Source organism: Pseudomonas sp. NPDC087626 (genome assembly GCF_044743405.1).
In the GTDB taxonomy this organism is placed as follows: Bacteria; Pseudomonadota; Gammaproteobacteria; order Pseudomonadales; family Pseudomonadaceae; genus Aquipseudomonas.
In genome coordinates, this window is the sequence record NZ_JBIUWJ010000002.1 from 285,038 (window position 1) to 308,693 (window position 23,656).

The following is a 23,656-nucleotide window of genomic DNA, read 5'->3' on the forward strand; positions in this document are numbered from 1 at the left end:
GGTGTGAGGCTGCCGTCTGGTCGAGCCTGGGAACGCGTTGCGATCAATCTGACCACTCAATGCCTGGGCGGCTGGCAGTCCGGAAAATTCGAGCTGGCTGCGATCCTCATATTGGCCGCGCAATACAGCTCGGTTTCTTCTGATAGCTGAAACGCGATGCTTGGCTGTATGGACCACTGGTGGCCATTGACGTGGTCAATCCAGCTGTCGTTTTCCTGATAGTCGGCTGATATTCGCGCCGCGACCTTGTCCCCGATTGGTGTATTCAGATCAATTGCAGGACTTATCGTGCCAAAACTGCCGGCGCGAATCGAGAGCAAAGCGCTTGGCTCAGGCTCTGGGCGTTTGGATATGACGTTGATCAAGCCACCTAACGGCGCACCAATTCCCCCGCCGTATAGTACAGATGTAGGGCCTTTAAGCACCTCAATACGCTCGGTACCGATGAGACTCGTCGGGTCAATGCTCGCCGCAGTGCCGCCGAAGGCCGGCAGCCCGTAAATCTCCGCCGGAAAACCGCGCACGATAGGCTGCGTGAACAGCGCCTCTTGAGGCTTGGTTGCCCTTACACCCGAGACGTTTACCAGAGCGTCGGCAAGCGAATGACTGCCCTGCTCCCTGAGCATCGCGCGAGTAACGACTTGCACAGATTGCGGAACTTCGATCAAGGGAGTTTCAGTCCGTGTGGCCGAAGCAGAACTGGGCGCGCTATAGCTCTCACCAGTACCGGAAACGTTGATCGGCTAAGGTCCAGCTCAACGACCGAAGCGAAGGATCAGATACTGCATCAGGTTGCGCGTAGGCGCCGTTATGCAAGCAAAAACCTGCGGCAAGGCAGACGAAATGTCGCAGAGGGTGAAGGCGAATGAAACCTAACGAGCTGATCATGAGGGGCGTCTTTTCGGTCAGTGGTGCGTCCAGAGGCAGACGACCAGACTCTATAGCCCTGAGTTCCAACGCCGAAACTGCGACAGTTTGACACGCCCATGCGCTCGCCCGGATAAGTTCAGCCTACCACCCTCACACCTGACGCTTTTATTTGAAGATGGTCGCCCGCCTCTACCTACAGACCGCGTCAACCTGTCGCACTTGGTGCCTAACTGCACGCTCATTATGCTACTTGGGAAATGGTGTCATGGATAAGTTCGGCTAGTTCCGCCAACACCTAAACATAAAAAATAATAGGTGAATCATGAAAAAGATTGTCGCTGCTGCCTGTTTTTTTCTACTTGGCTCTGTAGAAGCCGCTCAGGAACCCGAGGCCATATTCAAGCGTAGTTGTATGATGTGCCACAGTGGCCAATTAGCCATGGCTCCGAAAAAAGGCGATCAGACTGCCTGGAAACCACGCTTGGATAAAGGCATGGACACACTTGTGAAACACGTGACAGAAGGCTTTGGTGCTATGCCGCCGCGAGGCCTTTGCATGGATTGCAGCGCGAAAGATTATCAAGCCGTGATTAACTGGATGTCAAAATAGTTATCCACTTGGCAGACTTTTTTGAACTATATTTAACTTAGTCTTGAACATAATAATTCTTAATACCTAAAAGCATTCTAATAAGCGAGTTGCCTTGTACGTGAGCTAACGAAAATCTCACGTAACTGGGGTGGCTGGTTAAACGTCCTTAAAGTGTTTCGGTTTCAGGAAATGTATGTCATGCCTTCTCCCCTAATTTTGCCTAGCGCAAAGCGTAAACCCATGTCCCGCTCTATCTCTATATGGCCCCTACTGTCGGTTAGTCTTTTCTCCCTCAATCCATTGCCCTCAGCATTGGCTGAAGCCAAAAAATCAGAAGACTCGATACTGACCCTGGGTACCGTGACAGTGCAGGGCAACAGCGCGGGCAGTGGTCCGCTGAGCACCAGCAGTGTGCTCAGCTCAGTGGATATTCTTGGCGCGGACATGCTGGAAAAAATGCCGGTCAACTACAGCTGGGAACTGTTCAGTCGGGCTCCCGGGGTGATGCTCACCGAATTCAATCAAGGCACCACCTCGGGCAAAATTTCCTTTCGCGGTTTTAATGGTGAAGGCGAAGTTAACGCGGTCAAGTTGTTGATCGATGGCATTCCCAGCAACAGCAATGACGGCAATATGCCGTTTATGGACATGATTTTTCCGATGGAGCTGGACAGTATCGAGGTGGTACGCGGTACCAGCGATGCCCGCTATGGCCTTAACAATATCGCCGGCAATGTCAATATGCTCACACGTACAGGGGGTGATTACCGCAAGGCGCGAATTCGCTATGGCAGCTACAACACGCGGGAAACTCAGCTCGCCGCCGGCATCGAAAGCAGCAACTGGACGCAGAACTACTTCTTCGCCTACCAAAAATCCGGCGGTTACCGCGATCACTCCGAGGCTGACAAATTTTCGATGTCCGGAAAATGGTTCTATACCCCGGACGACAACAGCTATCGCATCGGCCTGATCGCGCGTCACTATGAAACCGAGGCGCAGGAGCCTGGTTATCTCAGTGAAGAGGATGCTCGCCACCACCCATCCATGACCAACAGCTATAACGCCACCGACAAAGGCACTCGGCGGATGAACCAGGTCAGCGTGCACTTCGATACCGAAGTGTCCGAGACACTCGCTTGGTCTGCAAAAACCTACCTCAACACCTTTGATGACCGGCGCTGGACGCAATACTGGCGCACCAGTTCTCAACAGGAGCGTGACGCTTACGAAACCCAATATGGCGCTCTCACCTCCCTGACTTGGCGCCCCGAAGTGAGCTGGCTGTACAACTTCGCTTTGGAAGGTGGCGCAGACATCCAACGCCAACAAAACCAAAGCGAACGTTACCGAACCAAGGACCGCGCACGCCAAGCTCAAACCCGTGACCAGCAATTTGATTTCGACACCTACGGCGCTTACGCCCAGGCAGAGATCAAACCGTTTGAATCGCTCAAAATCATCCCGGCGTATCGCGTCGACAAGATCCAGGGCGATTTCACCAATGAAATGACTGGCCTAGACTACGACATCAATGACTATGGGTTAATCAAACAACCCAAGCTCAGCGTGGTGTATTCCCCGTGGGACGTGGCCAGCATCTACGCAAACTGGGGGCGCACGTTCCAGGTGGGTACCGGTGCTGCGGCCTATAAGATTCCACCGAGGGATACGGACCTTGCACCGTCCATCAACGAAGGTTGGGAAACGGGAATTAAGTTCACACCGACGGACTGGGTCGACGGCCGTGTAGCCTACTGGCAACAAGAAGCGAGCGGTGAAGTCAGTCGGCGCCTAAACGACCCCAGTGGCGAGTCGGATAACGTCGGCGAAACCCGGCGCTGGGGTTATGACCTGCAGTTGAACCTACGCCCAGATGAACGCACAGATATCTGGCTGGCCTACTCCTGGCAGTATTCGAAAATACTCCAGCCAAGCTCGTCTCTGCCCAACAGTAAAGGCCAGGAAATCGACCATATCCCACATCATCTGTACACCGCAGGTGTGAGCCACAAGGTTACCCCGGCGCTGCAGTTGACGGCATGGATGAACGGCCAGACCAGCTATTACCTGGAACGTGAGAACACCAAGGGTACTTACGGCGGCTATGTTCTGATGAACCTCGGCGCTACGTACCAAGTGACTGAGGCCGTTAGCGTTGACCTGCAATTGAAAAACCTCACCAACCGTTACTACGAATATGCCTGGTACGACCCGGACGGAGCTCGAGCCTCTCTCCACTCACCAGGTGATGGGCGTGCGGTATATACAGGCGTTAGCGTGGATTTTTGATCAAACCACCTGCCGGGGCTTGATAGGCCCCGGCAACAGCGCCAACCATGACTGAAATCTAATGCTGCGCGATCTGCACGCTATAACCCATATCAAGTCTTGCGATGGCGCCGATTGAAAATGAGTGCGCATTGATTCTTCATCCGGCCAATTGCACTCGACCATTCAGCCATTGAATCCCTCAGCCTTTCTCAACTAACATCTTGCACAACCACGAGATTGGTACTCTATCAAGCTGAGCAATACCGATATTTCAGCCTTAAGAAAAAGGTCCATTCTGGTTTCGAATTCCATCACGTTTCTTATAAGACCTGACATAACGTCAACTCCATACAGGAGAGCAGAAAAGACGACAAGGCCCATAAAAAATTCTACTGAGGCAGCACTTGCACCTAAGCCAATACTGAACATTCTGACTTGCGCTACTCGCTATGAGTTTAAGAAAGTAAGATAACCGAAATGCTAAATACGAAACGACAAAACATTGACGATCTCAGCCAAAATGATCAGAATCTCAGCCAATGGTCTTTAGGGATAATCGAGATATGCTTGCTAAATCCATACAATTTATTACATACCCTCAGGTAAGCCTATTGGATTTGGCTGGCCCATTGGATGTGTTTATCGCAGCTAATCATCTTTCGCCCCCTGATCAGAAGCCGTATTCGATCTCTATTCATGCGTTAAACCCGACTAATGAAATTCTTTCAAGCTTTTCAGTTAGTGCCGAAACGTTACAACCGGAAACGCTATCAGCGCATACCTTGATCGTGCCCGGCGGGCCCGGCATTCATAAGTTTTGCAAGGATCCGAAGTTTTTTTCACATTTTGTAAACCATGCTGACAAAGCTACCCGCTTGGTTTCAGTTTGTACGGGGGTGTTCGCACTAGCGGCTGCCGGAAAGCTAGATGATCGAGAAGCCACTACACATTGGTCTTCATATGATGAGCTTGAGCATAACTTCCCCTTAATTAAGATCAGGCGCGGCCCTATATTTATTAATGATGGAAACATATGGACGTCGGCCGGTGTCACTTCTGGAATTGACTTGGCGCTGTCAATAGTTGAAGAAGACCTCGGACACTCTGCTGCACTGGAAATCGCACGTCATCTGATAGTATTTTTAAAGCGTCCTGGAGATCAAAATCAATTCAGTTCATCCTTGACGTTGCAATCAAAAAGTAGCCAGTTTTCAGATCTTCACGCTTGGATAAACAACAACCTTAATGCTGACCTGTCGATTCCTGCGCTAGCGAATTTCATGAACATGAGCGAGAGAACATTCACACGCAAATACAGTGAAAACACTGGGAAAACTCCCAGCAAGACGGTTGAACTGCTCCGCCTGGAAGCCGCACGGCATTTACTCGCCACATCCAACAGCCCGCTCAAAAAAGTAGCCCAAAGCTGCGGACTGGGCAATGAGTCGACTTTCATAAGGAGTTTCATAAAAAAATTCGCTGTTACCCCCAAGGAATATCGTGCACGGTTTAACTCACAACGATAAGCAGTCGATACCTCATTTACTCGTGTTCACCTCCCGACCCGGATTCATTTCGCGAAAAAACGTTCGTCGATACTCAGAAGGTGACGTACCGAGATGAATGCCGAACTGTTGCCTTAGCGATAAGGGCGTTCCAAAACCTGCCTCATCGGCAACACATTCGATAGGTAAGTCCGTCGTTTCCAGCAGTTCTTGTGCTCTGACAACGCGCTCTGCGTTCAACCATTTTGAGACGGTACTGCCAGTTGCTTCCCTGAAGCGCCGAGTAAACGTGCGTCTACTCATTTTCGCCATGTCCGCCAGCACGTCGAGCGACAGGTCATTGCTCAGGTTCATTCGAGCCCACGCCAGTACTTCAGATAAATGAGTCTCGCTGGACAGCTGCGGCACAGGACGCTCAACGTACTGCGCCTGGCCTCCCTGCCTATGTGGGGGGGTCACCAGCACCTTCGCGGTGCGATTCGCCACATCCGCACCGAGTCGTTGGCGGATCAGATGCAGGCAACAATCGATTGCCGCCACGGTTCCTGCAGAGGTCATAATATTGTCGGCACTGACATAGAGCACCTCGGGCCTGAAGCGAACCTCAGGAAAACGTCGCGCGAACTCATCACGAGCCGACCAGTGAGTGGTTGCTTCTTTCCCATCAAGTAGCCCGGCATCTCCGAGCACAAATGCGCCTAAACATAAGCCAACGATGAGCTTGCCTTGGGCATTGGCGACTTGCAAAGCGCTCACGAGTCGTGCAGATGCAGCGACCGATTGATCGCCCCACGCGGGAATGATGATTACGTCAGACACCTCCATCAGCTCCAGACCTTGAGTTACCGCAAGCCCGATGCCTTGGTCGCTATTCACCATTCCCGGTACTTCTGCGCAGTAACTGACCTCGTATTGAGGTTCACTTGGTGCGGATTGAACCGCACCCAGCACCACACCCGGCACAGAAAGATGGAACAGGCTTACGCCGTTAAAAGCTAGAACAGCAACGCGTATGGATGGCATCAGGCAACCTCGGATTAGCCCTGTTTTGGCTCATATCTATCGCCTACTGGGATTATGGTCGATCGCTCAGGCGTACGAACTCACCGAAGAAAGGCATACATCACCCTCCTCCACATCCCTTAAACCCCCTGGCCGCTTGGCCCAATTATATCGAAATATGTCATTCAGGCCACTGTCAGGCCCCAGAGCATTCGGCAAGAATAGAGTCCTCGATCTATCAGCTGGATTAATCCGATGAAATTTAGAACTCTTCCTTTTGCCCTCAGCATTGCTTGCACTATGGCAGCCACATCAGCATGTGCGGGTTCAAACACCCCCAACGCAGCGGACGCCTCCCATAAAGTAGACTTGCAGCAAGTTCGTAACGCAACGGTGAAAATCTCCTACGGCGGCACGACCTTCCTGATCGACCCGATGCTGGCCGAAAAGGGAACCTACCCAGGGTTTGAAAATACTTACCGTAGCAACCTGCGTAATCCCCTGGTCGATCTAACTGAGTCGCCCACTAAAGTGATCGCAGGGGTCGACGCAGTCATCGTCACTCACACCCATCTTGACCATTGGGACGATGCCGCACAAAAAGCGCTACCTAAAGACATCCCTTTGTTCACTCAGCACGAAGAGGATGCGCAGCTGATTCGCTCCCAAGGTTTTAAAAATGTGCGCGTGCTGACGGATGAAGCTGAATTCGGTGGCGTCAAAATCACCAAAGCCGGTGGTCAGCATGGCACAGACGAAATGTATGCTGCGCCCCCGCTCGCAAAGCTTCTGGGCGAAGCCATGGGCGTTGTGTTTCAGGCTCCAGGCTACAAGACCCTCTACCTTGCCGGTGACACTATTTGGCGTAAAGAAGTAGACCAGACCATTGAGAAATATCACCCTGAAGTCATCGTGCTCAACGCAGGGAAAGCAAAAGTGAACGGGTTCGAGGGTGCAATCATCATGGGTGAGGAAGACGTTCTACGCGCTTCACAGGCCGCGAAAAACGCGAAAATCGTCGCGGTACACATGGACGCAGTCAATCACATGTCCCTGACACGTGAAGAGTTGCGCACCTATGTCAAGAAGCAAGGTATAGAGACTCGCGTCGATATTCCAGAAGACGGCGCCTCACTGGAATTCTGATTCAACCCCCCCTGCGCCATGGCAGAAGACAGCTTGCTGACCCAAAAGCCGTTTCAGCCTTCAGGACAGCATCACTTTGATAAGTTAATTGGAGATCGATCATGAAACAAGGTCTTGTAGTAGTTGATCTGCAAAACGAATACCTGCCCACTGGCAAATTGCCTTTGACCGGCATCGAAGCGGCTGTGGCGAATGCTAGCCGGGTGATCAGTCACGCGCGAAATGAAGGTATTCCAGTTTTTCACATACGGCATGAATCCGATGATGAGGGGGCTCCATTCTTCGCCAAGGGAACTACCGGAGCAGAAACTCAGGCAGCTGTCGCCTCTGATGCTCAAGAACCCGTGATTGTAAAAAAACACATCAACGCATTCAGAGATACTGATCTCAAACAGCAGTTGGATACTTTGAATGTCCAAGAAATCGTCGTCATAGGTGCAATGAGCCACATGTGCATCGACGCGGTGGTACGCGCTGCAGCAGACATGGGCTATCCAGTAACCGTACTGCATGACGCTTGCGCCACCCTGGATCTTACCTTTGGCGGCGTGACCGTGCCCGCAGCTTATGCGCATGCGACGATGATGGCAGCATTTGAGTTCGGCTACGCCACCGTTAAAGCGGTAGACGAGTACCTCTCGGCATAAGCTCATGAGACTCAGTTTGTGCTTCATCTGAATGTTCAGGCGATTAGACACATCGCCAAGGGCCTTAGGCAGAAGGTGTGATAACGCACCGAGAGTGAGCCGAACAAGCGCCCCTACTGCTTCAGGGCGCTTGTTTTTTATACCACCAGCCGATTCTTGAAAGGTCTTCACCAATCCGGATCGTTTGATCGTCCTGTACCAGTTTTGTCTGCGCGAGTGGGAGCATACCTCGCATCACCAACCCTGCTGCCCTAATAAGGCTCCAAAACCCGCATCAACAGTCTTGCGCGGAACAACCTAATGACAATTGACTGGATTCACTTCACACCTTGGTCATCCCTTGCCGGCGGCGCTTTGATTGGCCTGGCAGCCGGCCTGTGGGCGGTCGCCAATGGGCGGATCGCAGGCATCAGCGGTCTGATTGGCAGCCTTCTGCAACGTCATAGCGAAGGAAAGAGTGAGAAGGCATTGTTTCTTTTTGGCCTGCTCGCCGCGCCACTGCTATGGGGCCTGTTTGTCACGTTGCCACTAATCGAGTTCCAAGGTGGAGGGTTCGAACTCATCGTCGCCGGCGTATTGGTCGGGATGGGAACACGGTATGGTTCAGGATGTACGAGTGGACATGGAGTCTGCGGTATATCGCGCCTTTCGCCGCGCTCAATGGTTGCCACTGCGTGTTTCATGCTCAGCGGCTTCATGACGGTGTACGTCCTGCGTCATGTGCTGGAGGGATGAACATGATCAAAGTATCTTCCTTCATCGCTGGCCTGCTGTTCGGCGTTGGCCTGCTTTTGGCTGGCATGGTCAACCCAGGAAAAGTACTGGCATTCCTGGATTTGTCTGGCGCCTGGGACCCCTCACTGGGGCTAGTCATGATAGGTGCGATTGCCGTCGCCATAGGCCCGTTTACCTGGGCACGCCAACAATCTCGTTCGTTGCTGGAAAGAACAATACAGTTACCAACCCAACGTAAGTTGGACCCGCGCTTGATTGGCGGCAACCTGCTGTTTGGCACGGGCTGGGGATTGGCAGGCATTTGCCCTGGCCCTGCGATGGTCATACTTCTGGCAGGCCGCTGGCAAGCAATCGTGTTCATGTTGGCGATGCTGGCCGGAATGTTGTTGTTTACCGCTCTGGAGGCCAAGCCTATCCATTGATCGAGATATTTGCATGAAAACCACTCTCGGAGCAACTGACTGAATCGACCCAGATTTGGGGCCATTAACGCCACCTACCCTACTCACCTGAAGACCTGCCCTACGGTTGCAGATTAACCCCGGGCAGGCGTGTGAGGCGGTTGAGGCAGGAAGCTGCGGTCAGCTATTGCACCTGCAGCAGCATCAGGTAGCCCCCGACCAACAAGAACCAACTTAGTAGCGGATAGGTCAGCCAGCGCGCCCAATGCGACGTGACGCTGAAACCTACGCCGTGCACAAACCCCGTGCAAATCCCCAGCATCACCAGCATAAGCACGCCATGGCTGTAACGCCCATCGGGCCCGACCATAGAGCCCGGATGAATCAGCAGTAACAGCCCCATCGGCGCCGCCAGCGCCAAGGACACAACCCGGCAGGCGCCATGCTGTGTCCATCCGTTCAGGTCAGGCATCGGCCTCGGGCTCCGCGTCCAAGTCCATGTAGTTTTCCAACCACAATGCGTTGATGATTCCCACGCTGCAGGCCAGCAATACACCGAGAATCCAAGCGAAATACCACATAACAGTCGTCTCCTCTGCGGCTCAGTAAAGGCCATGTTCATTGGCTTTGATGTGATCAGCGTTGAGGGTGCCCCACATTTTGAAGTAACCCCACAGCGTGTAGCAGAGGATCAAGGGCACAAAAATGCTCGCGGCCACCAACATGATGCCCAGTGTTTTTTGACTCGACACCGCATCCCATACCGTCAGGCTCGAAGTTAGATCCAGGCTGGACGGCAGGATAAACGGGAACAGGGCAAAACCGGCGGTGCACAGGGTGCCGACCACTACCAGGGCGGAGCCGAGAAAGGCAAGCCCGGAACGACGCGCCGCCGCGGCAACAAAGGCCAACGCAGCGCCCAGCAAAGAAATAACAGGCGCCAGTTGAGTCAACGGATACCGCGAATAATTGACCAACCAACCATGATTGCTCTGTTCAACGGTTTTCCCCAGGGGATTGAGAACCGCTCCCGGATCAAACGCTGAGCGAATGGCAAACCCCTCAATATTGCCAACAGCTAGCCAGATGCCGGCCGCGATAAAGCTCGCCACATAAACCAGCAACACCCATTGCACGGCCCGTCGGGCCCGCTGCGCCAAAGCCTCCTCGGTACGCATCATTAACCAAGTACCGCCATGCAGGCACAACATGCTCAGGCTGACCACTCCGCAGAGCAACGCAAAGGGGCTGAGTAAATGCCAGAAATTGCCTTGGAACGTTAACCGCAAGTCGCCATCGAAGTGAAACGGCACCCCCAGAAACAGGTTGCCAAACGCCACGCCGAACACCAGCGAAGGCACGATCGCCCCTGTACACAGGGCCCAATCCCAACTGGCGCGCCAGCGGGGGTTTTGTAGCTTGCTGCGGTAATCGAACCCCACGGGCCGTACGAAAAGAGCGAACAACACCAACAGCAACGCCCAGTAAAAACCAGAAAATGCGGTGGCGTACACCATGGGCCAAGCGGCGAACAACGCCCCGCCTGCCGTGACGAACCACACCTGGTTGCCATCCCAATGCGGTGCAATGGTATTGATAACTACGCGCCGCTCGTCGTCGCTCCTGCCCACATAGGGCATGAGTGCGGCAGCGCCCAGATCAAAACCGTCGGTGAGGGCAAAGCCGATCAGCAGCACGCCTATCAGTACCCACCAGATCAGCTTCAGTGTTTCGTAATCAAACATGCTTATTTCCTCAAGCGTGGGCCGGCTGTGGGATCAGCGTCTGTTCAAAGTGGTAGCGCCCCGTGTGCAAACTACTTGGGCCAAGCCGGGCAAACTTGATCATCAGATACATTTCGATAACCAGCAGCACGCTGTAGAACGCCACCAGCGCCAGCAGCGAGCCCCAGACATCCGAACTGGGCACGCTGGAGGCGGACAAATGGGTCGGCAGCACTTCGGCAATCGACCAGGGTTGCCGACCGTGCTCAGCCACAAACCAGCCGGTCTGAGTCGCTACCCATGGCAGCGGCAGACTCCACAGGGCCCACTTCAGCAACCAGGGTTTGCGCTCTTCGTTTTTGCGCGCCGAGGCCCAGAACGCGCAGACAAACAGGCCCAGCATCAGCACGCCAGAGAGAACCATCAGGCGAAAACTCCAGAACAGGCTGAACACATTAGGGATGGTGTCCTGCGCTGCCTGCCGAATCTGTTCAGCATTGGCATCCACCACACGGGTGGTGTATTTCTTCAGCAGCAGGCCGTAACCCAGGTCCTGCTTGACCGCATCAAACGCAGCCAAGGTGGTTGCTGACTTGTCGCCACCACGAACTTGTTCCAACAATCCGTAAGCGATCATGCCGTTACGAATCCGCACCTCGTGCTGCACCAACAAATCGCTGATACCGGTGACATGTTTATCCAGCGAGCGGGTAGCAATCAGCCCCAACAGATACGGTACTTTTACCGCGTAGTCTGTTTGCATGGTTTCGCGGTTGGGTAGCCCGAACAAGGTGAACGCTGCCGGTGCAGGTTCGGTGTGCCATTCGGCTTCAATGGCCGCCAGCTTGGTTTTTTGCACATCACCGATCTCGTAACCAGACTCATCGCCGAGCACTATCACCGATGCAATAGCCGCTAGGCCAAACGCCGATGCAATGGCAAATGAACGCCGGGCAAAACCCTGATCGCGCTTTTTCAGCAAATAAAAGCTAGAGATGGCCAACACGAACACAGCGCCCGTGACATAACCCGAAGCCACGGTGTGTACAAACTTGACCTGGGCCACAGGGTTGAACAGCAGTGCGCTGAAACTCACTAACTCCATGCGCATGGTTTCAATGTTGAATTCGGCCCCCACTGGGTTTTGCATCCAACCGTTGGCAATCAGAATCCACAACGCCGATAGATTTGAGCCCAGTGCCACCAACCAAGTTACCGCCAGGTGTTGACGTCGCGACAGCCGATCCCAGCCGAAGAAAAACAAGCCGATAAACGTCGACTCGAGAAAGAACGCCATCAAGCCCTCAATAGCGAGTGGCGCTCCGAAAATATCCCCGACGTAATGTGAGTAATACGCCCAGTTAGTGCCGAACTGAAACTCCATAGTCAGGCCAGTGGTCACGCCGAGGGCAAAGTTGATACCAAACAACTTGCCCCAGAACTTAACCATGTCTTTGTAGACTTCTTTTCCGGTCATTACGTAGACCGACTCCATAATTGCCAGGATCACTGACAACCCCAGCGTCAGCGGCACAAATAGAAAGTGATAGAGCGCGGTCATTGCAAATTGCAAGCGCGATAGATCAACAACGCTTTCCGAGATCATCTCGGCTCTCCTTCAGATGGTTTTTCACCAGAGCCCAACACACGCTCAACGATGGGTTGGGTATCGAGGGCTGGAAGTGTGGGGTGCGCAAACCAGATGAACTTGATGAGTAAAATTATGAACAGCTTGATCACCAAGATGGCGGTGATTTCCTTGCTCAGTGAATCCTTGAACATCATGTATCCCCTGTCTGCTGGACCCAATCACCTGCCCCTGTGATGCGCACAAGGCAAGCCGGTCATTTCATAAGAGCCAGGGTTAACCCTGGAGTGATGACCTGGTTTTTCAGATAAAAAAAAGCCCCCTGGGCAGAGGGCGGAGCAACCAGAACGTGCACTGGTTAAATTGCGAAGCCTCGAGCTACCGTGGAAGTGTCTGCCTCCGCTCAAAGCCCGCACACTTTATGTGGGCAGCCTGCAGGCAACAACTGCGACAAACGGACGCACAAACCTCTCTTTTCGGTCCGATCCACGCGCCTGGCGGCGCTTGTATAAAGGCCTGATCAGACGTGGTGTTTTGTCGCAGATCACCAGTCTCGGCGGACGGATTCCCAGGGTACGTTCCATCACGGAATCGGCAACCACCGGCGAAACCCGACACCGCCTTTTCCGGTTAAAGGGCACCAGGCAAAGTCCCAAGGTACTGGCGGAAGCTCCTCCAGATCAGATTCATACCCGGCCACAAGACGCGGCGCCAACTTCCAATCGAACACCCTCTCAGGCGAGTCTTGCCAGGCCAGTACCAACCCTCGTGCCTGGCTGTCATCGCTGTTGACCCAGCGTGCCGCGGCAGCACTCATAAAGGCCTCGATATGCTCCTCATTAATCCGTGCCTGATACTTGGAGCCCAGCAGCCAGCGACACACGCTCAGGTAATAGGTCCAGTTCAGCGGTGGGTGATTGCGATAGGCCCAGGTCATGAAACCGCGAAATATATTCAGGCCGTCTGGCGGATCGAGCTTGAGTAAGCCCGGGCACACATCGAACAAGGTATGCCAGTAAGGCAGCAGCCTGGTATCGAGGTGCACGAAGCTGCGCGCGTTGCCGGGGTAATCCGGAAAGGGCAGTAAAAGCTCGCCCTGAGTGCGTAGCCGCGAAGATTTGCTAAGCAATCGAGACACACCGGATGGAACGGCTAGCACGCGCATAGTGACCTCCAGCTAATCGGTTTCGCTGTTCGTGTCGAATTGCGTTTTAAGTCATCAGGCGCTGCAAAACCTGGCATTAACAGGCGATTCAGACTCTCACATACATGAGCCATTTTTGTGCTTCTCCAATGTCACCTTTAACCGTGGAGCCCCCCGGAATGCATCGACGATGCCTGCGTTACCACCGGCAAGAGAGGGCTTAGATAAACGCGGTCATACATAAGGTGCTGGAGAGGCTCTAGGGTTGATCGATGGCCAGCGGCTTCGGGGCGAGAGCCAGCGCAAGGGTTCGGTCGGCCGCAACACGAACGCGGCGATAAATTCTGGCACCGCGAGCGCTTGCGCCGGAATCGGTACTGCACCGACGGACTGGGAACAACAGCAATGGGCTTGATCCGCCTTGGCGGAGAGCGATGGCTCTTTTTTTTCCAGCGTGAGCGAGACTTGCTGCACGCCACCCGACGAGCAAAAGCTGCCCGTCAGCAACTGCTCCAGGCTCAGAGTGCCAAAGGCGCTGGCCATCGGCAGCGCCATGAGTTTGAGTACAATCGCCAAGAACGCTGCGACCCAGGCATTCTGATGGCTGGCGCGACTCATTCCACCCCAGCGCATCAGGCCAGCCCGCTCAGATAACACATTGCGCCAAGGCGCACTGTCAGCAGGCAACACAAGAAAGGCATACGGCAACGCTCTGAATAATCACTATTGAATAGCGACTGCCCGCTCACACCTGCATAGCAAGAGTAAAAAACGGGCGGCAGCAAACAAGCGGTGTTTAGCTAATTACAGCTAACCGTTTACATAGGTCAGACCAGAGGGGATGCACGAGGGTTGGCAGAGGGCCAGGAATAACGAGGGGGGGCTTTGCAGCGTTGTTCGCGGTCAGGCCGGCGTACTTGGCCAATGCGCAGTAACCAGCCAAGACAAAACAGCAAGGCAATGCTTAAGGTCAAGGCCGAGCAGATCGGACAGGAAAAACTACCTGACCAACCACTGACGGACAGATCGGTGAGATCCGTTTTCGATGCCGGTGCAGGGCTGCCTAGGGACGAGCAGAACTGCCCGCCTACACCATTGAGCTCCAGGCCCATCATCTGCCCATGAGCCAACCCGCAGGCGAACACATTGAACAGGACGCAAAAATATAACGTCCATGCAATGAGCGAGCGGTCTGAGCGGGTCAGTTTCATGGCGGCGACTCTAACACCGAACAGCACGTGGATTGAAGCGCGATTAGGGTCGCGTAAACTGCTACACAAAGCATCGGCCATCAGGGGCGGCGCCCTATCAGGGCAACCCATCCTGCGACAACCTGCCACACCCCGACAACAGAGCCAACGCTCGCGAGCGGCACATCACAGGTGTGCCAGAATGTCGCAGGTTATTAAGAATAAATAGCGTCGTTAGACTTACGGCCCTTCCTGCGGCCCGGTCTTAAGCAATGCTCAAAAGGCACCTTTGGCATACTTTCCCAACAGCCTCGCCAACCACTCAAAAACCCTGGCGTGCCTCCAGCGGTGGCCTGCTGGCGTGTGCATTGTGGATCGCCCTAAGCGGCTGCCAGCCGTCAGAGGAGTTCGCCACCCCGGAGCCTGGTGAAAAGCTCTCTGGCGGTTCGACCAGTGTTGACAAAACAGACAGTAATGGGTTTTCCATGCCCTCTGCCAACCTGTCGCCCCTTAGGCGAATGGATTTTTTTGTCGGTAACGGCTTTTTCCGCAATCCCTGGAAGGTTGCGTCCACGCAACAGAACGCACGTGACGGCCTGGGCCCGCTGTTCAATACCGACACCTGTCAGAGCTGCCACATCAAGGATGGACGCGGCCACCCACCGACCGGTGCCAACGGCCCCGCGGTATCGATGTTGGTCCGGCTCTCGATCAAGCCCAGCGCCACGGACGCCTACCAGTTACAGCGTGGTGGCGTGGTGCCAGAGCCCACCTACGGCGGGCAACTGCAGGATGCCGCGATAGCAGGCTACTTGCCTGAAGGTAGCGTGCGGGTCGAATACACCGAGATCCCCATGGTTTTTTCCGACCGCAGCCCGATTAGCCTGCGTAAACCAGACATGCACATCGACTCGCTCGGCTATGGCCCGATGCATCCAGAGACCCAACTCTCAGCCCGCATCGCCCCACCGATGATCGGTCTGGGCTTGCTGGAGGCTATTAGCGACAACGACATCCGCGCCAATGCAGTGCAGCAAGCCGAAAGCTCACGACGCGTCAGCGGCAAGGTCAACCTGGTGTGGGATGACGTCCAGGGTAAAACCGTCATCGGGCGCTTTGGCTGGAAGGCCGGCCAACCCAATCTCAACCAGCAGAATGCCCATGCCTTTGCCGGCGACATGGGGCTGACCAGCCGTGTTTTGAACCAGGACGACTGCACGAAGTATCAGGTCGCCTGCCAGCAAGCCCTGAACGGTGGCACCCCTGAGGTCAGCGATAGCATCTTGGCCAGCATCCTGTTCTATACACGTAACCTCGCGGTGCCGATGCGCCGAGACGTGGATACGCCGCAAATACTGAGGGGCAAAGCCCTGTTTCACCAAGCCGGATGCGCGACCTGCCACGTGCCCTCCTATGTCACTGCAGAGGCGGCAGAACCCGAGTTGAGCCAACAGAAAATCTACCCTTACACCGACCTGTTATTGCACGACATGGGCGATGAGTTGGGCGACGGACGTGGCGAATACCTGGCTGACGGCAATGAGTGGCGTACGCCGCCTTTATGGGGCATCGGTCTGACGCAACAAGTCAGCGGGCATACCTTGTACCTGCATGACGGGCGCGCGCGAAATCTGATGGAAGCCATCATCTGGCACGGCGGGGAAGCAAGAGGCTCGCGTAACGCTGTACTGCAGTTTGACCAGGCGCAACGCGAAGCACTGATCAGTTTCTTGAACTCTTTGTAGAAAGGATGCCCCCATGAAATCGGTATTTTCACGGCGCGCCGTACTTGGCAGCCTGAGCGTGCTTGGACTGGGCCTGTTGACGGGATGTGACAGCAACAAGCCGTCCTTCAAATACGCAAAGGATCTCAGCAACACGATCATGGGCCGCTCTTTCAAGCTCAAGGATCCACAAGGTGAAACACGGATGCTCACCAACTATAGAGGCGTGGTGGTGATGATCTTCTTCGGCTTCACCCAGTGCCCGGCGGTCTGCCCTACCGCCTTGGCCAGGGCGGTAAAAATCAAGAAACTGATGGGCCGTGACGGTGACCGGCTGCAAGTGATCTTCATCACCCTGGATCCCGAACGGGATACGCCCAAGGTCTTGGATGCATACGTCAAAGCCTTCGACCCCAGCTTCCAGGCGCTCTATGGGACCTTGGAGCAAACTGCGGCCACGGCTAAAGAGTTCGGTGTGTTTTATGAAAAAATCCCAAGTGGAGACACCTACACCCTGTCTCATACTGCCACCAGTTATGTCTATGACTCCCTGGGCAGACTGCGCTTGAGTTTGTCCGCTTCACTGACCGCACAGGAATGTGCGGAAGATTTACTCACTGTCATGGAGGTTCGTTCATGAACCCTAATCATGCAAAAAAAATCAACAACCAACGCCTGAAACAGCTGTTCTTGAGCGTGTCCCTGCTGACGCTAGCAGGACAGGCCGCGGCGCAATCCCAGGTCAATATCAGCGAGCCCTGGGTTCGGGCAACGGTAGCCGGTCAGCAAGCGACCGGGGCGTTCATGACGCTCACCGCCACTAGCGACAGCAAGCTGATCAGCGCGACCTCGCCAGCGGCCAAGATCGTACAAATTCATGAGTCGAGCATGAAAAACGATGTGATGAGTATGCAACAAGTGGAGTCGGTGGAGCTGCCGGCAGGCAAAGCGGTCAGCCTGAGCCCTCACGGTTACCATGTGATGCTGATCGATTTGGTGGCTCAGGTTAAGGAAGGCGACAAGGTACCGCTGACCCTGACCGTCGAAGACGCCAAGGGTGAAAAGCAGTCGATCCAGGTCGAGGCCCCGGCCCGAGCCTTGGGCGCCCCGGAACATAGCAAGATGCATTGACGAGTTGCTATTGAAGTAGTCCACACTCACCGCTCGCTGAGCGCCTGGGTGCTCTACGCCTGCATCCTGTTCAGTCCATTTGCAGTATTGGCAGATGACCGACCGAGCCTCAACGGCGTGGGCGGTCAGTTCTGCTCCGCGTCCAATGACGGAGTAGCCGCCCTCTCCGCGCGCCCTTTTAAATCACTCCCACTCCTGACGCTTACATTAGGCATCACTCCGAAACGCTATGAGCAAAAAGCCCAGGCAGAATCCGAATCAGCTCCTTCACCCTGAGCGGCGCTCTGACAAAACCGACCTGCCTGCCTGTTGGATCTATCAGCGCAAGATTTCCGGTGTGTACGACTGTGTAGTCAGGCTGATCAATGTCCCCTGGCACAAATGGCAGACCAATGTCTTTGGAGGCTTGCTGCACCGCTGCAAGATTGCCGGTCATGCCAGTGAAGCTTGGGTCGAAAAAACTCACGTACTGCTGGGTACGCTCGGGCGTATCTCGGTGCGGATCCACGCTGACCATTGTTACCCCCATGAGCTTGCGCGCATCAGGCGGCAGAGCAAGATACACCTGCCGCAATTCACTGAGGGCAGTAGGGCAAATGTCTGGGCAAAAGGTATAGCCGAAAAGTACCAATGTCCACTTTCCGGCGAAGAATTTTGAGTCGAAAGCCTGGCCATCTACCGTTGCCAATCGCACATCTGGTAGCACATGCGGGCTGGGCAGCAGCACAATACCGGCGCTCGCCAGCGCCGACTCATCCAACAGTTCTGTCTTCATAACCCAATAGAAAAGTCCTGCGCCCACTGCACATACAGTGGTCACCAACATCAGCAAACGACGCATTTCCATCTCCAGAAATTGCAATCAGAACTCGATGCGAGCTCGCTAGTGAGAATGCTATAAAACATGCGTTCAGGGCATGTCTCCACGCGACGCACATATTCTTGCGCGTTACAACGAGGGGGCTGCGCGGCACACCAAAAGCCCCCCCCTGCCACCCTGAGTGTCAGTGTTGGTGGCCTTCGCCATGGCTATGCTCAGGTTGGTGTTCCGTAGGGGCGTCCTTCTGTACGACGACGTCGACTTCTAGCGCGCCGGCCTTTTCGAATATCAATGTAAGAGGAAAGTGCTCACCGGCTTTGGCTTGCTGTTTCAAATTGAGCAGCATCACGTGATAGCCCATGGGTTCGAATTTCACCTCACCGCCAGCAGGAATCTCTACGCTCATTACCTGCTGCATCTTCATCGCACCACCCGCATGTACATGCTCGTGCAACTCTGCTCTGCCAGCGACACTAGTAGTTGCAGAAAGCAGGCGATCAGCTTCGCTACCCTGATTTTTGAGAACGAAATACGCAGCAGCTGTTGGTGCCACCGCAGGGAGTTCACGTGACCACGGATGAACTATTGTAATGTCGCCTGCCTGAAACTCGTGTGCATGAGCAATGTGCCCTAGAGACAGGAGCGAGAACGCCAGCAAGAATTTTTTCAGGAACATGGGGTTACCTATTCAGTTAGGCAGGCGGTACCTGAAATAGACGCCTACCGGGTTGGCTAAGTGGGGTAGCGTTAACGCTCACCCAGCGTTGTTACAGCATCAGTAACGCCACTGCACAGCCACTTCCAGGCTGCGTGGCTCACCCAGGTAATACTGGGTGTTGGTCTGATGAATGAAGCGCGCGTAGGTCTCATCGGTGAGGTTGCGCAGGCGCGCGCTCAGCTCGGTATGAGCGTCAAGGTCGTGCTTGATGGACAGTCCGTAAACGGTGTAAGACGGCACCCACATGGTGTTGGCCGTGTTGGCGTAGACCGAAGAGACGTAGCGCGCATCAGCCCCGACTTGCCACGCCGGAGTCAAATCGTAGGTCAGCCAGAAGTTCGCGACACGGTCCGGAATGTTCACCGGGTTCTTGCCTTTGCGTGAATGCACCACCCCGCCAACGGTTTCATTGAACTCGTCGTATTCGGCACGCACCCAGGCGTAGTTGCCGGCAGCCAGTAACTGCGGCGTTACCTTGAACGATGCCGCCAACTCGATACCGGTGGAGGTCTGTTGACCGGCCTGCTCCGTGGTGTTCTGCAGGGTGGAAGATGGTACGGAGATGTTCTTGCGCACGATCCGATAGGCCGCTGCCGTGGCCGATCCACGCCCCTCGAGAAAGTCGAGTTTGCTACCCACCTCGACCTGTCGGCTTGTGCTCAAGTCAAAGATACCGACTTGGCCGATGCTGGCGCTGGTCAGTGTTCCGCCTGGCGGCTCGGCGGACGTGCTGTATTGGGTGTAGACGCTGGCGGTATCGCTCACGTCATAGACTAATCCGGCCCGACCGGTGAAGGCGTCCCACCGGCGATTCAGCGTATTTCGAGCCGTATGATCAATCACTTCAAAATCGATATGGTCGTAGCGCAACGCAGTAACCAGCGCCAGGCGATCGGTCAGCCGCGTGCGGTTTTCCACAAATGTCGACGAAGTGTCCGTCCAGGTACTACGGCTCTTGGTACGGGGGGTATTCATGCCTGGAATGTCGAGAAAGTTACCTGGATCGAAGCCATTCGGATCTACCGCCGCCCCGAACTGGCTATTGATAGACAGCGGATAGATGAACTGTTTATTGCGGCTGTATTCCAAGCCGAAGGCCCAGTCACTGGCCTGACCGAACAACTCACCTGTATGCGTCAATTCCAGGCGATTACCGTTTACCTCTTGGTCATGTCGCTGGCGGTAGGCGCCAGAACGAGACACGGCAGTGTTGTCGCTATTGTAGCGATACACCTCCAGGTTTCGATAATCGCGCTGGCCATCGTAGTGATAGTAGGTATTGCGCAGTTGGGTGGCATCATCCAGACGGTAGTTGGTGATTGAGCGCAGCCAGCGAGTACGTTGTTCGTAACGCCCATCATCAACGTTGTAATTGTTGAAGCGGTTGTGTTTATCGATATGCAGCTTGCCAGTCAGCGGTTGCAACACCGGCGACCCCCAATACGGACTGTCTTCCTGCTCTTCCAGATACTCAATGGCGAGTGTGTGGGATAGCTGGTCGTTGACGTCGCTCAACAGCGAAAACGCGAGATTACCGGCTCCGTTCTCCTGACGATCGATGTAGCCATTGGTGTGAGTGCGGCTGTAGTCCAGGCGCGCATAGTGCCGAGGCCCATCTCCCTGGTTGAGGGCTTGATTAACGCCAATCGCAGTTTCCCAGGTGTCATAACGCGAATAGCTCATCCGCCCCTCGACACTATCCTTATCGCGGCTGGCCAGCCTTGTAATGAAGTTCAGGCTGCCGCCCACTGCCCCGCTGCCATTGAGAAAGGACGAGGGCCCGCCTAGCAGCTCTACTCGATCATAGATCCAAGCGCCGACAGGACGGACCGCGCCGCCAGATTGCAGATTGATACCGTTAAATAGCTGGCCGATCTGCCCACCGTTGAAACCTCGATAGGCTACATAACCTCCCCAGCCGGGGGGTGCAGAAGCATTCACCCCAGGCAACGCATTGGCCGCGTCCTGAAAGTTACGCGCCCCAATGCGCTCCATTGTCTGACGGTCGGCCACGCTAACTGATGCGGGGTTCTCGCGTGCACTCAGGTTGAGGCGCGAACCGCTGTCGATGGTCTTGTCCAGACTAAGAGCGGTTGCCTCTTTGGACTCGGCAGCAACAGCGGATATGTTGACGGCAGGCAGTTTCAGGGCGTCATCTTGCGCCCACGCAAGGGTGCTGCTACCGACGAGCAGCGTCAGAGTAGTCATGCGAAACATAGAGAACTTCCAGACTTTTTATTCGATAAATCCGCACGCTGCTTGGCATAACAGCCAAACTGGACGGGTAATTTCAGAGCGAGGGAAGTCCCAAGGGGATGCGCGAGGATTTGCCGCAGGCCAGCAATACCGATTTAGTCGCGAGAGTTGCACGTTGGGAAGAGGCCGTGTCTGGTCGGTAACAAGTAAGCCCCATAGACAAAAAAACGCGGCGAGAATAATGGCACTGAACAGGCTAACCAGCACGCAAATGGAGTCCGTGGCGATGATCGGCGTGACTAGGCCGGAATCATCAAACTGAGCATCCGCGTCGAAGTTGCCACCCATGGAACAAGACGGGCCATCAAGGCCAGCGAGTTGCAACCCGGCCATCTGACCATGACTGATGGCGCAGGTGAACGCGCTGAACAGGACGCATCCATAGAGAATCCATGCGACGAGAGAGCGTTCATTGCGCGCGATTTTCATAAGGCAAGACGTCACCACAGTAAGGTAAGACGCACAGTTCAGGTGGTATTAGTCTGCGCACTTAGCCCAAATCATGAACTTCGAACATAAGAACAAGCGCCAAGGTTTTTTCAAGCCTTGGCGCCTGATGACACCGCTTTAACCCTGCCAAGAGAAATCGCATGTCATGCACAAAGGTAGCACTCACCTATCGACGTTCTGCACTGCGACAACTTGCCACACCAAAAAGCATTCACCCGTATGACAGGGTGCACCAACGCCTAACTCGATGACTGAGGCAGATTGTCGCAGGCCCTGAGGTCAAAACCTTGAAGGCCGACTGATCAGTAGTAGCGAAACCGTTACGCACAGCAAAGAATAGGCCAAACATAAAAATCGTCAAAAATGGCGGAAATGATCAACGATTTGGCATTCCTAAGAACCCAGATTATTTCATAGTTATTTTACAGCCTGAAAAATACACACCCAACGAGTGAAGTCTTCATACAACTCGCAATAGATTCCGAGTTGATCTCATGCCATATCATTAATCTAGTTAGACACTCAACACTCATTCTGCGCGAGTAATTCCTCAGAGAACTTCACCATGGCAAAATTAGTACGCAGCATCATCGAGCTTGAAACTCAAATGGATGAGAGCCTACATCTTGAAATACTGTTGCTCTTGAATAATATTAAAAAGAATTCTCCTCGTTGTGTTGGCTGCAAATTTAAAAAAAACCCAAGCTCCCGCGAGTGGCTGATAGAGTTTGTTTGGTATGATGCGGCCTCCATGCTGGCTCATTTCTCCTCCAAGTCACTGCAGGTTCTGCTCAAACTCCTAGCATCCAGGTGTTCCAGACTATCTTTCGAAGAGTTTTCAAATACCACCGCATTAAGCTGCGCTGCCTCAGCGTAACCGTGAAAAAGGGTCTCCGGGCCACAACTCGCAAATAGATGCATCTTTCAACCATTTCACCCCATATCAATATTTGAGTACTGACATGTGTATCTCATACAACTATCCTCGCGTTCAATATTCAAAAAAGCCACTCAACCTACTAAAGCCGATGTTATCGGCAATCTTGTTTTTGGTTATTTCAGGCTGTGCAAAAACACAACATCACGAAGAAACTGGCAATAAATTTTCGCCCCCAACAAAATTGCCGTCCAGCCCCATTGCCCTTATCATCTCTGATTCAGCAACTGAAACGATCAAACAGTTGATTACCTACAATAACCATTATAAAAATAGCTGGACCGCGCGTTTTTACATGGACTCCATACGCCAAGCATATGTAGAGACTTCAGATCCTGCCTTGAGTTTAAACGGCGTCACCCAGTCACTTAAAAAACGCTTCGGCGAAGTGCGTAACTACCAATCAATTGAACAAGCTTCACGCAACAACTCGCCACTCATTGTAATATTAGATATAAAAACGCGACTTATTAACAACCGCTCTTCGGAACCAGAGTCATCTCTTTCACTGGAGTTCTATACACCAGATGGGCATTACTTGGGAACTGTTGAGTCCAACATCAAACTCTCATTAACACCCTTGTGGACAAACAATAAGCGTGCACAGGAAATCGTCGCCGAAATACGACAACAAGGTGAAATCCAACAACAAGCCCTTGAATTACTCGACCAGCGCTTGAGCAAAATACCCACAGAGTAGATGTGGCGCATTGTAAAAAATCAATAGCGGCCTAAGTCACTTTGCGTGGCAGCCACTTTACTTACACAAAAATAAAATCACCTAGATGGAGTCTTACTTTAA

General features: G+C 53.9%; 26 protein-coding genes. 12 read left to right on the top strand and 14 right to left on the bottom strand.

The window, feature by feature from the left end; translation table 11 throughout:
• Positions 1 to 56 precede the first annotated feature (56 nt).
• Complete coding sequence (locus tag ACIOVD_RS03120) at positions 57 to 668, bottom strand: TonB-dependent receptor plug domain-containing protein (RefSeq protein WP_401126072.1); 612 nt, start codon at positions 666 to 668, stop codon at positions 57 to 59.
• Between the two features lie 524 nt (positions 669 to 1,192).
• On the opposite strand from ACIOVD_RS03120, the gene ACIOVD_RS03125 reads away from it, so the two are divergent.
• The 3 genes from ACIOVD_RS03125 (at position 1,193) to ACIOVD_RS03135 (ending at position 5,262) form a co-directional block, all read left to right on the top strand.
• Positions 1,193 to 1,480, top strand: coding sequence for a cytochrome c5 family protein (locus ACIOVD_RS03125; RefSeq protein WP_159994924.1), 288 nt, complete (start codon positions 1,193 to 1,195; stop codon positions 1,478 to 1,480).
• A 222-nt stretch (positions 1,481 to 1,702) separates the two neighbouring features.
• Positions 1,703 to 3,754, top strand: coding sequence for a TonB-dependent receptor (locus ACIOVD_RS03130; protein ID WP_237234974.1), 2,052 nt, complete (start codon positions 1,703 to 1,705; stop codon positions 3,752 to 3,754).
• A gap of 545 nt (positions 3,755 to 4,299) precedes the next feature.
• Positions 4,300 to 5,262 (top strand): GlxA family transcriptional regulator, encoded by a 963-nt coding sequence (locus ACIOVD_RS03135; protein WP_112196154.1) that lies wholly within the window; start codon positions 4,300 to 4,302, stop codon positions 5,260 to 5,262.
• 12 nt (positions 5,263 to 5,274) lie between these two features.
• On the opposite strand, the gene ACIOVD_RS03140 is transcribed toward ACIOVD_RS03135, so the two are convergent.
• Entirely contained in the window at positions 5,275 to 6,264 is a 990-nt protein-coding gene (locus ACIOVD_RS03140; RefSeq protein WP_137204855.1) for a GlxA family transcriptional regulator, read from the bottom strand.
• 234 nt (positions 6,265 to 6,498) lie between these two features.
• Between ACIOVD_RS03140 and ACIOVD_RS03145 the strand changes: the two genes are divergently transcribed.
• From ACIOVD_RS03145 to ACIOVD_RS03160, 4 genes are all read left to right on the top strand, one after another.
• Complete coding sequence (locus ACIOVD_RS03145) at positions 6,499 to 7,389, top strand: MBL fold metallo-hydrolase (protein ID WP_159994920.1); 891 nt, start codon at positions 6,499 to 6,501, stop codon at positions 7,387 to 7,389.
• A gap of 101 nt (positions 7,390 to 7,490) precedes the next feature.
• Positions 7,491 to 8,036: a cysteine hydrolase family protein gene (locus ACIOVD_RS03150; RefSeq protein WP_112196157.1), complete on the top strand. Its 546-nt coding sequence runs from the start codon at positions 7,491 to 7,493 to the stop codon at positions 8,034 to 8,036.
• Between the two features lie 300 nt (positions 8,037 to 8,336).
• Positions 8,337 to 8,771 carry a YeeE/YedE family protein gene (locus ACIOVD_RS03155; RefSeq protein WP_029290960.1) on the top strand — a complete coding sequence of 145 codons (435 nt, stop codon included), beginning with the start codon at positions 8,337 to 8,339 and terminating at the stop codon, positions 8,769 to 8,771.
• 2 nt (positions 8,772 to 8,773) lie between these two features.
• Positions 8,774 to 9,193 (top strand): DUF6691 family protein, encoded by a 420-nt coding sequence (locus ACIOVD_RS03160; RefSeq protein WP_401126077.1) that lies wholly within the window; start codon positions 8,774 to 8,776, stop codon positions 9,191 to 9,193.
• A gap of 163 nt (positions 9,194 to 9,356) precedes the next feature.
• Here the strand turns inward: ACIOVD_RS03160 and ACIOVD_RS03165 are convergent, their stop codons facing one another.
• The 8 genes from ACIOVD_RS03165 to ACIOVD_RS03200 all read right to left on the bottom strand — a co-directional run bounded on the left by ACIOVD_RS03165 (position 9,357) and on the right by ACIOVD_RS03200 (position 14,839).
• Entirely contained in the window at positions 9,357 to 9,644 is a 288-nt protein-coding gene (locus ACIOVD_RS03165) for a cyd operon YbgE family protein (protein WP_159994916.1), read from the bottom strand.
• Positions 9,637 to 9,753: a cytochrome bd-I oxidase subunit CydX gene (gene cydX / locus ACIOVD_RS03170; RefSeq protein WP_159994914.1), complete on the bottom strand. Its 117-nt coding sequence runs from the start codon at positions 9,751 to 9,753 to the stop codon at positions 9,637 to 9,639. The genes ACIOVD_RS03165 and cydX overlap by 8 nt, the downstream gene beginning before the upstream one ends.
• Before the next feature lie 21 nt (positions 9,754 to 9,774).
• Positions 9,775 to 10,917 (bottom strand): cytochrome d ubiquinol oxidase subunit II, encoded by a 1,143-nt coding sequence (gene cydB, locus ACIOVD_RS03175; protein WP_159994912.1) that lies wholly within the window; start codon positions 10,915 to 10,917, stop codon positions 9,775 to 9,777.
• Between the two features lie 10 nt (positions 10,918 to 10,927).
• Positions 10,928 to 12,502 (bottom strand): cytochrome ubiquinol oxidase subunit I, encoded by a 1,575-nt coding sequence (locus ACIOVD_RS03180; RefSeq protein ID WP_167654997.1) that lies wholly within the window; start codon positions 12,500 to 12,502, stop codon positions 10,928 to 10,930.
• Positions 12,499 to 12,636 (bottom strand): cytochrome oxidase putative small subunit CydP, encoded by a 138-nt coding sequence (cydP, locus tag ACIOVD_RS03185; RefSeq protein ID WP_335929849.1) that lies wholly within the window; start codon positions 12,634 to 12,636, stop codon positions 12,499 to 12,501. The genes ACIOVD_RS03180 and cydP overlap by 4 nt, the downstream gene beginning before the upstream one ends.
• A 431-nt stretch (positions 12,637 to 13,067) precedes the next feature.
• On the bottom strand, positions 13,068 to 13,649 hold the full coding sequence (locus ACIOVD_RS03190) for a putative natural product biosynthesis protein (RefSeq protein WP_029290948.1): 582 nt from the start codon (positions 13,647 to 13,649) through the stop codon (positions 13,068 to 13,070).
• A gap of 213 nt (positions 13,650 to 13,862) precedes the next feature.
• A complete protein-coding gene (locus ACIOVD_RS03195; protein WP_237234973.1) occupies positions 13,863 to 14,246 on the bottom strand; it encodes a DUF2946 family protein in 384 nt (127 codons plus the stop codon).
• A gap of 209 nt (positions 14,247 to 14,455) precedes the next feature.
• Positions 14,456 to 14,839, bottom strand: a complete 384-nt coding sequence (locus tag ACIOVD_RS03200) for a DUF2946 domain-containing protein (RefSeq protein WP_401126080.1) — start codon at positions 14,837 to 14,839, stop codon at positions 14,456 to 14,458.
• A 251-nt stretch (positions 14,840 to 15,090) separates the two neighbouring features.
• Between ACIOVD_RS03200 and ACIOVD_RS03205 the strand changes: the two genes are divergently transcribed.
• From ACIOVD_RS03205 to ACIOVD_RS03215, 3 genes are read left to right on the top strand one after another with little or no spacing between them, the layout of a single operon-like run.
• Positions 15,091 to 16,563, top strand: coding sequence for a di-heme oxidoredictase family protein (locus tag ACIOVD_RS03205; protein ID WP_159994904.1), 1,473 nt, complete (start codon positions 15,091 to 15,093; stop codon positions 16,561 to 16,563).
• 13 nt (positions 16,564 to 16,576) lie between these two features.
• Positions 16,577 to 17,182, top strand: coding sequence for an SCO family protein (locus tag ACIOVD_RS03210; protein WP_159994902.1), 606 nt, complete (start codon positions 16,577 to 16,579; stop codon positions 17,180 to 17,182).
• Positions 17,179 to 17,673 carry a copper chaperone PCu(A)C gene (locus ACIOVD_RS03215; RefSeq protein WP_167654999.1) on the top strand — a complete coding sequence of 165 codons (495 nt, stop codon included), beginning with the start codon at positions 17,179 to 17,181 and terminating at the stop codon, positions 17,671 to 17,673. Before ACIOVD_RS03210 ends, ACIOVD_RS03215 begins: the two co-directional genes overlap by 4 nt.
• 214 nt (positions 17,674 to 17,887) lie before the next feature.
• On the opposite strand, the gene ACIOVD_RS03220 is transcribed toward ACIOVD_RS03215, so the two are convergent.
• From ACIOVD_RS03220 to ACIOVD_RS03235, 4 genes are all read right to left on the bottom strand, one after another.
• Positions 17,888 to 18,514 (bottom strand): SCO family protein, encoded by a 627-nt coding sequence (locus ACIOVD_RS03220; protein WP_401126083.1) that lies wholly within the window; start codon positions 18,512 to 18,514, stop codon positions 17,888 to 17,890.
• Positions 18,515 to 18,677: 163 nt separating this feature from the next.
• The gene (locus ACIOVD_RS03225) at positions 18,678 to 19,169 is read right to left on the bottom strand and encodes a copper chaperone PCu(A)C (RefSeq protein ID WP_032866294.1); all 492 of its coding nucleotides are present in this window, start codon (positions 19,167 to 19,169) and stop codon (positions 18,678 to 18,680) included.
• A gap of 99 nt (positions 19,170 to 19,268) precedes the next feature.
• Positions 19,269 to 21,428: a TonB-dependent siderophore receptor gene (locus ACIOVD_RS03230; protein WP_159994896.1), complete on the bottom strand. Its 2,160-nt coding sequence runs from the start codon at positions 21,426 to 21,428 to the stop codon at positions 19,269 to 19,271.
• Positions 21,429 to 21,446: 18 nt separating this feature from the next.
• Complete coding sequence (locus tag ACIOVD_RS03235; protein ID WP_159994894.1) at positions 21,447 to 21,896, bottom strand: DUF2946 domain-containing protein; 450 nt, start codon at positions 21,894 to 21,896, stop codon at positions 21,447 to 21,449.
• Between the two features lie 586 nt (positions 21,897 to 22,482).
• Here ACIOVD_RS03235 and ACIOVD_RS03240 point away from each other — a divergent pair.
• Both ACIOVD_RS03240 and ACIOVD_RS03245 read left to right on the top strand, forming a co-directional pair.
• Positions 22,483 to 22,794 (top strand): hypothetical protein, encoded by a 312-nt coding sequence (locus tag ACIOVD_RS03240; RefSeq protein ID WP_159994892.1) that lies wholly within the window; start codon positions 22,483 to 22,485, stop codon positions 22,792 to 22,794.
• A gap of 85 nt (positions 22,795 to 22,879) precedes the next feature.
• Positions 22,880 to 23,554, top strand: a complete 675-nt coding sequence (locus ACIOVD_RS03245; RefSeq protein WP_401126086.1) for a hypothetical protein — start codon at positions 22,880 to 22,882, stop codon at positions 23,552 to 23,554.
• Positions 23,555 to 23,656 lie beyond the last annotated feature (102 nt).